The sequence below is a fragment of the Rahnella sp. CJA17(1/100) genome (assembly GCF_963881615.1).
GTDB lineage: Bacteria > Pseudomonadota > Gammaproteobacteria > Enterobacterales > Enterobacteriaceae > Rahnella > Rahnella aceris.
The window spans coordinates 242807-255634 of sequence record NZ_CAWOJA010000055.1 but is presented as its reverse complement, the minus strand read 5'-3'; the positions used below and the strand labels follow the sequence as shown (position 1 = coordinate 255634).

General features: G+C 50.6%; 11 protein-coding genes. 8 read left to right on the top strand and 3 right to left on the bottom strand.

The annotated features are described in order from the left end of the window. Positions 1-93: 93 nt before the first annotated feature. Both nhaA and nhaR read left to right on the top strand, forming a co-directional pair. On the top strand, positions 94-1269 hold the full coding sequence (gene nhaA / locus AACU55_RS20190; protein ID WP_013577066.1) for a Na+/H+ antiporter NhaA: 1176 nt from the start codon (positions 94-96) through the stop codon (positions 1267-1269). Between the two features lie 39 nt (positions 1270-1308). Then, complete coding sequence (gene nhaR, locus AACU55_RS20185; RefSeq protein WP_037033463.1) at positions 1309-2196, top strand: transcriptional activator NhaR; 888 nt, start codon at positions 1309-1311, stop codon at positions 2194-2196. An 82-nt stretch (positions 2197-2278) separates the two neighbouring features. Here nhaR and rpsT read toward each other — a convergent pair whose 3' ends face one another. Then, positions 2279-2542 carry a 30S ribosomal protein S20 gene (rpsT, locus tag AACU55_RS20180; protein WP_013577064.1) on the bottom strand — a complete coding sequence of 88 codons (264 nt, stop codon included), beginning with the start codon at positions 2540-2542 and terminating at the stop codon, positions 2279-2281. Positions 2543-2981: 439 nt separating this feature from the next. Between rpsT and ribF the strand changes: the two genes are divergently transcribed. From ribF to ispH, 5 genes are all read left to right on the top strand, one after another. Continuing rightward, positions 2982-3920 (top strand): bifunctional riboflavin kinase/FAD synthetase, encoded by a 939-nt coding sequence (gene ribF, locus AACU55_RS20175; protein ID WP_134705988.1) that lies wholly within the window; start codon positions 2982-2984, stop codon positions 3918-3920. A gap of 61 nt (positions 3921-3981) precedes the next feature. Beyond that, positions 3982-6798: an isoleucine--tRNA ligase gene (gene ileS, locus AACU55_RS20170; RefSeq protein WP_134705987.1), complete on the top strand. Its 2817-nt coding sequence runs from the start codon at positions 3982-3984 to the stop codon at positions 6796-6798. Beyond that, the gene (gene lspA / locus AACU55_RS20165) at positions 6798-7304 is read left to right on the top strand and encodes a signal peptidase II (protein WP_013577061.1); all 507 of its coding nucleotides are present in this window, start codon (positions 6798-6800) and stop codon (positions 7302-7304) included. The genes ileS and lspA overlap by 1 nt, the downstream gene beginning before the upstream one ends. 5 nt (positions 7305-7309) lie before the next feature. Continuing rightward, the gene (fkpB, locus tag AACU55_RS20160) at positions 7310-7780 is read left to right on the top strand and encodes an FKBP-type peptidyl-prolyl cis-trans isomerase (protein ID WP_013577060.1); all 471 of its coding nucleotides are present in this window, start codon (positions 7310-7312) and stop codon (positions 7778-7780) included. Further along, entirely contained in the window at positions 7761-8714 is a 954-nt protein-coding gene (ispH, locus tag AACU55_RS20155) for a 4-hydroxy-3-methylbut-2-enyl diphosphate reductase (RefSeq protein WP_013577059.1), read from the top strand. The genes fkpB and ispH overlap by 20 nt, the downstream gene beginning before the upstream one ends. Before the next feature lie 65 nt (positions 8715-8779). Here ispH and AACU55_RS20150 read toward each other — a convergent pair whose 3' ends face one another. Together AACU55_RS20150 and AACU55_RS20145 are read right to left on the bottom strand one after the other, a co-directional pair. Beyond that, positions 8780-9655, bottom strand: a complete 876-nt coding sequence (locus tag AACU55_RS20150; protein ID WP_013577058.1) for an SMP-30/gluconolactonase/LRE family protein — start codon at positions 9653-9655, stop codon at positions 8780-8782. A gap of 160 nt (positions 9656-9815) precedes the next feature. After that, the gene (locus AACU55_RS20145) at positions 9816-10961 is read right to left on the bottom strand and encodes a porin (protein ID WP_037033459.1); all 1146 of its coding nucleotides are present in this window, start codon (positions 10959-10961) and stop codon (positions 9816-9818) included. A gap of 690 nt (positions 10962-11651) precedes the next feature. Between AACU55_RS20145 and dapB the strand changes: the two genes are divergently transcribed. Beyond that, positions 11652-12473: a 4-hydroxy-tetrahydrodipicolinate reductase gene (gene dapB / locus AACU55_RS20140; RefSeq protein ID WP_013577056.1), complete on the top strand. Its 822-nt coding sequence runs from the start codon at positions 11652-11654 to the stop codon at positions 12471-12473. Positions 12474-12828: the final 355 nt, after the last annotated feature.

Sequence of the window (12828 nt, the reverse complement as noted above, 5' to 3'; positions counted from 1 at the left end):
TCGACTTTTTACGAAGTGATAGTTTGCGTACAATTCAGACATACCCTTGTGGTGAGCTTTTTTTTGCCACGTTTTTTCTACAGGAGAGTCAGAATGTCAAATATCATTCGTCAGTTTTTACGGATGGAAGCCGCCGGTGGTGTGATATTAATCATCGCAGCCATTGTGGCATTAATCATGGCGAATAGTCCGTTGCAGGGGATTTATCAGGCATTTCTGGATATTCCCGTCACCCTGCGTTTTTCCGAGCTGTTGATCGACAAGCCACTTTTGCTGTGGATTAACGATGGCCTGATGGCAGTGTTTTTCCTGATGATTGGTCTGGAAGTCAAGCGTGAGATGTGCGAAGGCGCGCTGGCCAACCGCGAGCAGGCGATGTTTCCTGCTATTGCCGCGCTCGGGGGTATGGTTGTTCCGGCATTAATCTATTTACTGTTTAACGGCAGCGATGAAATAGCCCGTCAGGGTTGGGCTATTCCGGCGGCAACGGACATTGCGTTTGCGCTGGGGGTGATGGCACTGCTGGGGTCACGAGTGCCGACCGGGTTAAAAGTGTTCCTGCTGGCACTGGCCATTATTGATGACTTGGGTGCCATCGTGATCATCGCACTGTTTTATAGTCACGATGTGTCGATGATGGCGCTGGGGTTATCGGCGGTGTGCATCGCTGTACTGGCTCTACTGAACTGGCGGGGGGTAACGAAGCTGACGCCGTACCTGCTGATTGGTGCTGTGTTCTGGGTGTGTGTGCTGAAATCAGGTATCCACGCGACGCTGGCGGGTGTCATTCTTGGCTTCTTAATTCCGCTGAGAACCAAAGAGAATAAAAGGTCACCTGCTCGCCGCCTGGAGCATGGGATCCACCCCTATGTTTCCTGGTTTATTTTGCCGCTGTTTGCGTTCGCCAATGCGGGTATCTCTTTGCAGGGCGTGACAGTTGCGGGTTCATTCTCGACATTACCCATGGGTATTGCTGCCGGGCTTCTTCTCGGTAAGCCGCTGGGTATCATTCTGTTCGGCGGGATCGCCTTGAAATCAGGGATTACACGGCTGTCATCCGGCATAACTTTTAGCCAAATTTCGGCAGTCTCCGTGCTGTGCGGTATCGGTTTTACGATGTCGATTTTCATTGGTTCTCTGGCCTTTGCGACGCTGGAGCCTGCGTTGCTGACGTACGCCAAAATGGGCATCCTGATGGGATCAGTCGCATCAGCGGTTCTGGGATACCTGCTCCTGAGCCGGGCCTTGCCTAAGAAACGTGCAAATTAATAATGATGCTGACTTCATACTTTCGGAAAGGGTGAAACCATGCCTCATATCAATTACAACCACTTGTATTATTTTTGGCACGTGTGTAAATCAGGTTCTGTTGTGGGGGCTGCGGAAGTGTTGCACCTTACTCCGCAAACGATCACCGGGCAGATTAAATCCCTGGAAGAAAGATTGGATGGGAAACTCTTCAAACGGCAGGGGCGTGGGCTGGTGCCTTCTGAGTTAGGGCAACTGGTTTACCGCTATGCGGATAAAATGTTCACCCTTAGTCAGGAAATGCTGGATATCGTGAATTACCGCAAAGAGGCGAGCCTGTTGTTTGATGTGGGTGTGGCGGATGCGTTATCCAAACGACTGGTCAGTCGCGTATTGGAAGCTGCCGTGCCGGACAACGCGCAAATTCACCTGCGCTGTTTTGAATCGACTCACGAAATGCTGCTCGAACAACTGAGCCAGCATAAACTGGACATGATTTTGTCTGATTGCCCGGTGGACTCCACGCAGCAGGCAGGGCTGTTCTCGGTCAAACTGGGTGAAAGTCCGATCAGCTTCTTTTGTTGTAATCCACCGGCAGGCATGAATTTCCCGGCTTGTCTGGAGCGTCGTTCATTACTCATCCCCGGCAGGCGTTCAATGCTGGGGCGCAAACTGCTGAACTGGTTTAATACGCAGGGGCTGAAGGTCAATATTCTCGGTGAGTTTGATGATGCCGCGCTGATGAAAGCGTTTGGAATGAACAACAACGCGATATTTGTCGCTCCGGCTATTTATTCATCAACTGAATTTCAGGATGAAAAAATAGAGGAAGTCGGACGGGTGGAAGGGATTATGGAAGAGTACTACGTGATATTTGCCGAAAGAATGATTCAGCATCCTTCGGTACAGCGGATTTGCCATACGGACTTTTCAGCGTTGTTTGAATAGCTTTTAGTGTTGAACTCAAATTTCAGATATAAAAAAACCGGCGTGAGCCGGTTTTTTTATCAAGCATTTCAGCGTAATGCGATTATTGCATTGCGTTGATTTGCGCAGTCAGGTTTGACTTATGACGCGCTGCTTTGTTTTTGTGGATCAGGCCTTTGCAAGACTGACGGTCCACGATTGGTTGCATTTCGTTAAATGCGTTTTGTGCAGCAGCTTTGTCGCCTGCTGCAATAGCCGCGTATACCTTCTTGATAAAGGTACGCATCATAGAACGACGGCTCGCGTTGTGCTTACGGCGTTTTTCTGACTGTACGGCGCGTTTCTTAGCTGATTTGATATTAGCCAAGGCCAACTCCCAAATATTTTTCTATTGATGAACAATTCAAAGGCCGAGGAATATGCCTTTTCGGTCTTCTTTTGTCAACGGATTTGTGCAAATAAGCGGCGTTTTAAAGAGTGAACTTTACTCGTCGCTTGTTACGTTGTGATGGCGCAGGATTTTAACAGCTTCCGGCATCGGAATACAGTCTTTCGCGAGAAAAATCGACAGGAGAGTGTACAAACTGCCCACTACGGCCATTAACGCTTTGTTTATGCGAAAAGTCACGCATTCCCTGTATGCAACGAAAGATTTTCATCGCCACGCCGCCATTTGAACCGCAATATCTGCCGTATGCAAGAGAGAATGGTGTGATCCTGCTAATCGCTGGTTAACCTTGGAGGCTGTACAAGGTATAATCCGCCGATTTCCATCGTTATGAGTCAGCATTGGATTTGAGCCAGCTATGGAGCTAATTCGCGGAATACACAATATTCGAGCACGTCATCATGGATGTGTGCTGACTATTGGCAATTTTGATGGTGTACACCGTGGTCATCAGGCCCTGATTGAACAGCTTAAGCTGGAAGGTCAACGTCTGGGGTTGCCGGTGATGGTAATGATTTTCGAGCCACAGCCTCTGGAATTGTTTGCCGGTGATAAAGCACCTGCACGCCTGACCAGTTTGCGTGACAAAGCCAAGTATCTGGCGGAGTGCGGGGTTGATTACCTTTTATGTGTGCGTTTCGAACCCCGGTTTGCCGCACATATGGCGCAGGCCTTTATCTCACAACTGCTGGTAGAGAAGCTGGGTGTTAAATTCCTGACTGTCGGGGATGATTTCCGCTTTGGTGCCAGCCGTCTGGGGGATTTTGAGCTATTGCAGAAAGCCGGTGAAGAATACGGCTTTGAAGTGATCAGCACGCAAACGTTCCGTGAAGGTGAGAACCGCATCAGCAGCACGGCGATCCGTAATGCGTTGCGCGACGATGATCTGGCGCTGGCCGAGAATTTACTGGGCCATCCGTTCAGTATCTCGGGCCGGGTCGTACACGGCGATAAACTGGGACGCACCATTGGCTTCCCGACGGCAAACGTGCCGTTGAAGCGGCTCGTGTCTCCGGTGCGCGGCGTGTATGCGGTTGAAGTCTTAGGCCTCGGGACTGAACCTCTGCCGGGCGTGGCGAACATTGGAATACGTCCTACAGTCGGAGGCGTGCGCAAGCAGTTGGAAGTGCACCTTCTCGACACCACATTAGATTTATACGGGCGCCACATTGATGTGGTGCTCCGCGCGAAATTGCGCAACGAACAGCGTTTCTCCTCGCTTGATGCTTTAAAGCAACAAATTGCGAACGATGAAGTGACGGCCCGTGAATTCTTTGGGTTAAAGACACTGCGCTAAACATGTACTGACAGGCGTATAACAAAGCCTGGAATCCAGCCGAAAACGGAACCGAGAATCTATGAGTGACTACAAGAACACCCTGAATTTGCCGGAAACAGGGTTCCCGATGCGTGGCGATCTGGCCAAGCGTGAACCTGACATGCTGAAAAATTGGTATGAACAGGATCTGTACGGGATTATTCGTGCTGCCAAGAAAGGCAAGAAAACCTTTATTTTGCATGACGGCCCTCCGTATGCGAACGGCAGCATTCATATTGGTCACTCAGTAAACAAAATTCTTAAAGACATGATCGTTAAGTCCAAAGGACTGGCGGGCTTTGATGCGCCGTATGTGCCGGGCTGGGACTGTCATGGTCTGCCAATCGAGCTTAAAGTCGAACAACTGATCGGCAAGCCGGGCGAGAAAGTCACGGCAGCAGAATTCCGTGAAGCCTGCCGTAAATACGCAGCAGAGCAGGTTGAAGGCCAGAAGAAAGACTTCATCCGTCTGGGCGTGTTGGGCGACTGGGATCATCCGTACCTGACCATGGACTTCAAAACTGAAGCCAACATCATTCGTGCACTGGGCAAAATCATCGGTAACGGCCACCTGCACAAAGGGGCTAAGCCGGTTCACTGGTGTACAGATTGCGGTTCATCCCTGGCAGAAGCCGAAGTTGAGTATTACGACAAAGCGTCTCCTTCTATTGATGTGGCGTTCAACGCGACTGACGCTGCAGCAGTGGCTGCGAAGTTTGGCGTATCTGCTTTTAACGGCCCGATTTCTCTGGTGATCTGGACCACCACGCCGTGGACCATGCCAGCAAACCGTGCGATTTCACTGAACCCTGAGTTTTCTTATCAGCTGGTTCAGGTTGAAGGCCAGTGCCTGATCCTGGCAACCGATCTGGTTGAAAGCGTCATGAAACGCGCCGGTATCGCAGAATGGACTGTACTGGGCGAATGTAAAGGCGCGGACCTCGAACTGCTGCGCTTCAAACACCCGTTCCTTGGTTTCGACGTTCCGGCGATCATGGGCGACCACGTAACGCTCGATGCCGGTACCGGTGCCGTGCATACCGCACCGGGTCATGGCCCGGACGACTTTGTTATCGGCCAGAAATACGGTCTGGAAGTGGCGAACCCGGTAGGGCCAAACGGCTGCTATCTGCCAGGCACTTACCCGACGCTGGACGGTAAATTCGTCTTTAAAGCCAACGATCTGATCGTTGAGCTGCTGCGTGAGAAAGGCGCATTGCTGCACGTTGAGAAAATAACGCACAGCTATCCGTGCTGCTGGCGTCATAAAACGCCAATCATCTTCCGCGCGACGCCACAATGGTTCATCAGCATGGATCAGAAAGGTCTGCGTCAGCAATCTCTGGAAGAGATCAAAGGCGTGCAGTGGATCCCGGACTGGGGCCAGGCGCGTATCGAAAACATGGTCGCCAACCGTCCTGACTGGTGTATCTCCCGTCAGCGTACCTGGGGCGTGCCGATGTCTCTGTTCGTTCACAAAGACACTGAGCAACTGCATCCGCGCAGCCTTGAGCTGATGGAAGAAGTGGCGAAACGTGTTGAAGTGGATGGCATTCAGGCGTGGTGGGATCTGAATCCGGAAGACATTCTGGGTGCGGACGCTGCCGATTACGTCAAAGTGCCGGATACGCTGGACGTGTGGTTTGACTCCGGTTCAACGCATTCTTCCGTGGTGGATGTGCGTCCTGAGTTTAACGGTCATTCACCGGATCTGTATTTGGAAGGGTCTGACCAGCATCGTGGTTGGTTCATGTCTTCCCTGATGATTTCGACTGCCATGAAAGGCAAAGCGCCTTACAAACAAGTTCTGACGCACGGTTTCACCGTGGATGGTCAGGGTCGCAAAATGTCTAAATCCATCGGCAATACTATTGCGCCGCAAGACGTGATGAACAAGCTGGGTGGCGACATCCTGCGTCTGTGGGTGGCATCTACGGATTACACCGGCGAAATCGCCGTGTCCGACGAAATCCTTAAACGTGCTGCGGATTCTTACCGCCGCATCCGTAACACCGCGCGCTTCCTGCTGGCGAACCTTAACGGTTTCGATCCGGCGCTGCACAGCGTGGCACCGGAAGACATGGTTGTTCTGGATCGCTGGGCTGTTGGCCGTGCGAAAGCCGCACAGGACGAAATCATTGCCGCGTACGAAGCCTATGATTTCCATGGCGTCGTTCAACGCCTGATGCAGTTCTGCTCGATCGAAATGGGTTCCTTCTACCTGGATATCATCAAAGATCGCCAGTACACCGCGAAAAGCGACAGCGTTGCACGTCGCAGCTGTCAGACCGCGCTGTATCACATCAGCGAAGCACTGGTCCGCTGGATGGCACCGATCATGTCGTTCACTGCCGATGAAATTTGGGCAGAACTGCCGGGAAGTCGTGAGAAATTCGTCTTTACCGAAGAATGGTATGACGGTTTGTTCGGTCTGGCGGGCAACGAATCCATGAACGATGCGTTCTGGGATGAACTGCTGAAAGTCCGTGGCGAAGTGAACAAAGTGATCGAACAGGCGCGTGCTGATAAACGTCTGGGCGGTTCTCTGGAAGCGGCGGTCACGCTGTTTGCTGATGATGCGCTGGCAACGGACCTGCGTTCTCTGGGCAACGAACTGCGCTTTGTCCTGCTGACGTCAGGCGCGAAAGTCGCCGCTTTGTCTGAAGCTGACGATGCCACTGTGCCGAGTGAATTGCTCAAAGGCCTGAAAATCGGTCTGGCGAAAGCGGAAGGTGACAAATGTCCGCGTTGCTGGCATTACACAACTGACGTTGGTCAGAACGCGGAACACAGCGACATCTGTGGCCGTTGTGTCACTAACATCGCCGGTGACGGCGAAGAGCGTAAGTTTGCATAATGAGTAAATCGATTTGTTCCACCGGACTCCGCTGGCTCTGGCTGGCGGTCGTGGTCATCATCGTGGATCTGGGCAGTAAGTTTCTCATTATGGGAAACTTCCAGCTCGGTGAATCCATGCCGTTGATCCCGTATTTAAATCTGTTCTACGCGCAAAATCATGGCGCTGCGTTCAGCTTCCTGGCTGATAAAGGCGGCTGGCAGCGCTGGTTCTTTGCGTTAATCGCGCTGGTGATTGTCGTGGCGCTGGTCGTGCTGATGTACCGCGGCACCGCGAAGCAAAAGCTGAACAATATCGCTTTTGCGATGATTATCGGCGGGGCGCTGGGCAACTTGTTTGATCGCCTGTATCACGGCTTTGTGGTCGATTTTATCGATTTTTACGTCGGTAACTGGCATTTTGCTACGTTCAATCTGGCTGACAGTTTTATCTGTGTCGGCGCAGCCATGGTGGTGCTGGAAGGTTTTCTGGCAAAGCCATCAGAAGCTACAAAGAGTAAAGGATAAGGTCTATGTCTCAACAGGTGAAACATGACAGCGCTGTACTGGTGCATTTTACGTTGAAGCTGGAAGATGGCTCTACGGCGGAATCAACCCGCGCCAATGGCAAACCTGCACTGTTTCGCCTTGGCGACAGCAGCTTGTCTGACGCGCTGGAAAATCAGCTGTTAGGGTTGAACGTAGGGGATAAACGGGCGTTCACGTTAGCCCCTGAATCGGCATTCGGTAGCAAAAGTCCGGATCTGGTTCAGTTCTTCTCCCGCCGTGACTTTCAGGAAACTGGGGTGCCGGATGTCGGCACCATCATGTTGTTCAGTGGTCGTGATGGCAGCGAAATGCCGGGCGTTGTCCGTGAAGTGACAGAAGATTCAATCACTGTAGATTTCAACCATCCGCTGGCAGGGCAACATATCGATTTCGATATTGAAGTGCTGGAAATTGACCCGGAGCTTGAGGGGAAACATGCAGATATTGCTGGCTAATCCGCGAGGATTTTGTGCGGGTGTTGACCGCGCAATCAGTATTGTAGAACGTGCGCTGGAAATTTACGGCGCACCTATCTATGTCCGCCATGAAGTGGTGCATAACCGCTACGTGGTCGACAGCCTGCGTCAGCGCGGTGCTGTTTTTATCGAGCAAATCAGCGAAGTACCTGATGGGTCTATTCTGATTTTCTCTGCCCACGGTGTTTCTCAGGCGGTACGTGCAGAAGCGAAAGCGCGTGATCTGACGATGCTGTTTGACGCGACTTGTCCGCTGGTGACCAAAGTTCATATGGAAGTTGCGCGTGCCAGCCGTAAAGGCACTGAAGCCATTTTGATTGGTCACGCCGGGCATCCGGAAGTGGAAGGCACCATGGGGCAGTACAGCAATCCGAACGGGGGAATGTACCTGGTCGAGGCGCCGGAAGATGTTTATAAATTGCAGGTGAAAGACGAAAACAACCTGTGCTTTATGACGCAAACCACGCTGTCGGTTGACGACACTTCTGCGGTGATTGATGCGCTTCGCGATCGCTTCCCGAAAATCATCGGGCCGCGTAAAGATGATATTTGCTATGCCACAACGAACCGTCAGGAAGCCGTGCGTACGCTGGCTGACGGAGCAGATGTTGTGCTGGTGGTGGGTTCAAAGAACTCGTCGAACTCCAACCGTCTGGCCGAACTGGCACAACGTGTCGGTGTACCTTCTTATCTGATCGACTCGGCGGCAGATATTCAGGAAAACTGGCTGAAAGATGCGAAAAGCATTGGCGTTACGGCAGGCGCATCCGCACCGGATATTCTGGTGCAGGACGTGATCAGCAAGCTGAAAACCTTTGGCGGGCTTGATGTGATCAACATCGAAGGGCGCGAGGAAAATATCGTGTTCGAAGTGCCAAAAGAACTGCGTGTTGATGTACGTCAGATCGACTGATCTCAGATCCTAAATGAAAACCGGCTCAAAGTGGCCGGTTTTTTTATGTCTGCACTCCTGCGGCATCAATGAGGCGGGAGTTTAAACAAATTCTGCGGTGCACCCACGGTGGTGGTTTCAACGTGCAGCAACGCTCCCTCCAGCGCATGCGGCGCATCGAGGTTTTTTCGCGCCGAGGTGATAAACAGCTCAGTCATATCCGGCCCGCCAAACGTGCAACAACTCGGTTGTGTGACCGGCACTGGCTGGGTATCCAGTGTCAGTAATTCGCCCTGATTGATCTGCTGGCGCAGCAGGCATTTTGAACCCCAGCAGGCAGTGATCAGCCAGCCATTCTGTGCCAGCGCAGAGCCATCGGGGATCTTATCGCCCGAAGAAAAACAGGATATTTTCAGTGGATTGATGCGGCGGGCGTTGGCGGAGAAAAAGCGTTTTTTCTTACTGTCTGCAAACCAGACTTTGCCTTCATACCAGACCAGTGTGTTGGTACAACCGACGCCATCGAGCATCATTTCCGGCTTTTCTGCGCCCGCTTCATAGCGGAACCATTCGCCGTTATCTTTTTCTTCCTTTATATCCAGCGTACCAAACCACAGAGAACCATCGGGCGCGATGGCTGCTTCATTCGGACGGGTGCCTTCTGCGCCGGGATAATCACAAAGCTTCTGGCGGGTTTTCTGTTCGTACTCGTAAAGATGGATCCCGTCGACGGAAACCAGCAAAAATTGATTTCTTTTTTCGGTCAGCAACACGGCGCTGGTCAGCGAGGGGAGTTCATGAATTTCAGTTTGCCCGTTGTCGGGCCAGTAGCGCAAAACACACTGAGCCAGAATATCGACCCAAAGCAAAGATTGTGTACGCTGGCACCAGACGGGAGTTTCACCCAATTCGGCTCGGTAGTCGCCAATGGCAGTCACGTCGGACCGGAAAAATGCTGACATCGCAAAGCTCTCCTGCAGGTTACATAGTGGATATAGCGACAGCTGTCTCTATGAGTTTAGTCTGGCTTTGCGTACGTGGGATAGATGAAATGGTGTAAAAAGAAAGGGCCAGCCCGTCAATAAGACGTAAAGCTGGCCCCAAAAGTTCAGTCGTTAAGATTTAGAAATCGTAACGCAGACGGATCAGATTCATATCACCGAGATTATCGGTAGAGGACGTGAACACGTGCTCGTAATCAACACGGAAGCCGTAATCGAGCTGGAAGGACACACCCAACCCGTTATCAATACGCTGGTAATTACGGCCGGTTACATAGGTCAGACGGTCACCCATGAAGTACGGCTGAATGGTTTTGACCGCCAGCTGATTGATTGGGAAAGCATAACCCAGGAAGTATTCCAGACCATAAGCATCGCCCGCGAAGAAGCGATCTTCAGTTTTCACACCAGTCGTCAGGAAGTCATGGTAGTAACCGCCACCGAAGGACGCTGTCCAGTTGCCGGGTTTCCAGCTCAGCGCAGTACCAACAATGCTCTGGTTGTAGTCTTTAGAGGTGTTGTCGCCCGGGTTTCTCATTTCTGCGTCGGTGTAGTTGTACGCAGTACCCCATGTCAGGTCTTTGGTGATGTGGTAATCCACACCGACAGAACCGCCGCCGTTACGTTTGTAACGCAGCCCGTTTTTGCCGGTGAGCAGTTCACTGTCTTCGAAAAGATAAGAGGCATAGACATCTGCATCGCCGAAGGTGTTTTTGTATTTCAGCATCTTACGGGAACGGTAAGAACCATCGTAGTCGCCGTTAACACCATTGCCAGGTGCCTGAGCGAGCATATCGTAGTCCCAGATATCGGTTTTTGCCCCGACCACATCGTAATAAACGCTGTTTTGCTGACCGAAGGTCAGCTGGCCGTAAGTTTTGCTTTTCAGACCGGTGTAGAGCATGCGACGGCTGGTGTTATGCGCGCCATCTGCGTGGTGATTATCCCAGCCAGTCAGGGCAGGGATATTGACACCCAGTTCGTAGTAGTTAATCCAGCTGATGTCATCAAACAGATAATAATCAGCAGAAAAACGGAAACGTGTACCGCCATCAAAACCATTGGTCTTGTAGTTTTTCACCCCGTTCTGGAACTGGAACTGCGGACGAATACTGCCGCCAACCTGGAAGTTCAGGCGGCTCAGCGGATCGTTCGGCTGTGGGTCTTGTTTAATCAGAGTGATTTCTGCGTGTGCAGCAAAAGAAGTTAAACCAAATAAAAGACCTGCGGTCGCCACTTGTGTGACTTTGTTCAGTTTGAATTTCATGTTAAGTCCCTGTGCCAATATACTGATCTGAAAAATCAGCAACAAAATTGGCAGTGTGTATTTTTTTATATTCCCCTTACTGATGACTGTCTGGTAAGGGTGAAGACGCGCCTTATGAAGCCAGGCTACTTATTTTGACTGTCGTTTAAATCAAATTTCGGCAGTTAAAATTAGGTTGCTATTTATTATCATAATCATTGATTTTATCAATATTATTTCGCCATATATAATAAAAATTTAATGTTTCAGATCTAAGAAATGTTTTGTTTGCTGCTTATCTGTCTCACGCAAGGATGTGAATACGCGTTTTCAGAAATCACCGTCATATTCTTCTTTCTCCTTTAATACATATTGTCAGACGGTGCCCTGGGGGAGAGTGATAAAATCAGTGTCGCGAAAGATGCAGGGAGAAGGGCGGACGAAAGCTGAAACTTATGCACTACATTGCATGGTTATGCGAGCCGCATTAAGGCGGGCTTTTTGGTGTTTTTTTGTCCGTTAGTTCCAGTTTTGCCAGTCGTTTAACACAAAATCACAGATTGCGTAACCTGAAACCAGATGGCTTTTACTGATATTAACGGGGCTGTATCATAATTTTCTAATTATGAGGCAATTTTGCTGGCTCCCAGATCGCGGGGTCGATAACCTGATTCTGTTTCACGGCAGAACCACAAAAAGAAGAGAGTAATTATGAGTAACGCTGATATTCGCATGGCTGTTGTTGGCGCGGGTGGCCGTATGGGCCGGCAGCTGATTCAGGCCATCTCTGACGCCGAAGGCGTGGTGTTGGGCGCAGCGCTGGAACGTACCGGTTCTTCCTTAGTGGGCACCGATGCGGGTGAACTGGCTGGCGTGGGTACTGCTGGCATTAAAGTGCATGACAATCTGGATGCCGTGAAGAATGACTTCGATATTTTGATCGACTTCACCCGTCCGGAAGGCACCCTGGCTCATCTGGAATTTTGCCAGAAACACCATAAAGGTATGATTATCGGCACTACGGGCTTTGACGATGCCGGTAAGGCTGCAATTAAGCAGGCTTCTGAGGTTATTCCGGTGGTTTTTGCGGCCAACTTCAGCGTGGGCGTGAATGTTGTCCTCAAGCTGCTGGAAAAAGCGGCCAAAGTCATGGGCGATTACACGGATATTGAAATCGTGGAAGCGCACCACCGTCATAAAGTTGATGCACCATCAGGTACAGCACTGGCAATGGGTGAAGCGATTGCTGATGCGTTAGGGCGTGATCTGAAAGATTGTGCGGTGTATGCCCGTGAAGGTCATACCGGTGAACGTGATCCAAAAAGTATTGGTTTTGCCACCATTCGTGCCGGCGATATCGTTGGTGAACATACCGCGATGTTTGCCGATATCGGGGAGCGTGTTGAGATTACCCATAAGGCTTCCAGCCGTATGACCTTCGCAAATGGCGCAGTTCGTGCAGGAAAATGGCTTTTCTCGCATAAAAGTGGTCTTTATGACATGCGGGATGTCCTTGGTTTAGAAGATTTGTAGTCAACATTTTAGATGTGATGTGGTTGTTTTGGTCATAATCTTTTGATAAAAGGGCAGTTCCTTGATTGCCCTTCTCTTTTTTATTTAAAATGGCTATTTGGGTTTGTTTTAATTTTGAATCCTGTGTTTTACTGACTTTATCCCGATCCCTCATGCTGTATTGTTTGTTTTTTGCACTCCCTTGTTTCCCTGAGCTGTAACAAAACTCCTTTCTTCGTCATTTTTCAGACATCCTCTTCCGCAAACGGTTACTATACTGACTTAGGCTGTGTTTTTATGGCAGTGAGAGTCCATTTTCACTGAGTTGTGCGAAAAACAGAGAAATATTGGCGCTTTTGGTAGACAAACCGAACTG

What these genes read in the sequence shown, in the direction of transcription:
- dapB (WP_013577056.1), top strand. Translation starts at nt 11,652, where the DNA reads ATGAGTAACGCTGATATTCGCATGGCTGTTGTTGGCGCGGGTGGCCGT.
- nhaA (WP_013577066.1), top strand. Translation starts at nt 94, where the DNA reads ATGTCAAATATCATTCGTCAGTTTTTACGGATGGAAGCCGCCGGTGGT.
- fkpB (WP_013577060.1), top strand. Translation starts at nt 7,310, where the DNA reads ATGTCTCAACAGGTGAAACATGACAGCGCTGTACTGGTGCATTTTACG.
- AACU55_RS20145 (WP_037033459.1), bottom strand. Translation starts at nt 10,961, where the DNA reads ATGAAATTCAAACTGAACAAAGTCACACAAGTGGCGACCGCAGGTCTT.
- nhaR (WP_037033463.1), top strand. Translation starts at nt 1,309, where the DNA reads ATGCCTCATATCAATTACAACCACTTGTATTATTTTTGGCACGTGTGT.
- ispH (WP_013577059.1), top strand. Translation starts at nt 7,761, where the DNA reads ATGCAGATATTGCTGGCTAATCCGCGAGGATTTTGTGCGGGTGTTGAC.
- ileS (WP_134705987.1), top strand. Translation starts at nt 3,982, where the DNA reads ATGAGTGACTACAAGAACACCCTGAATTTGCCGGAAACAGGGTTCCCG.
- ribF (WP_134705988.1), top strand. Translation starts at nt 2,982, where the DNA reads ATGGAGCTAATTCGCGGAATACACAATATTCGAGCACGTCATCATGGA.
- lspA (WP_013577061.1), top strand. Translation starts at nt 6,798, where the DNA reads ATGAGTAAATCGATTTGTTCCACCGGACTCCGCTGGCTCTGGCTGGCG.
- AACU55_RS20150 (WP_013577058.1), bottom strand. Translation starts at nt 9,655, where the DNA reads ATGTCAGCATTTTTCCGGTCCGACGTGACTGCCATTGGCGACTACCGA.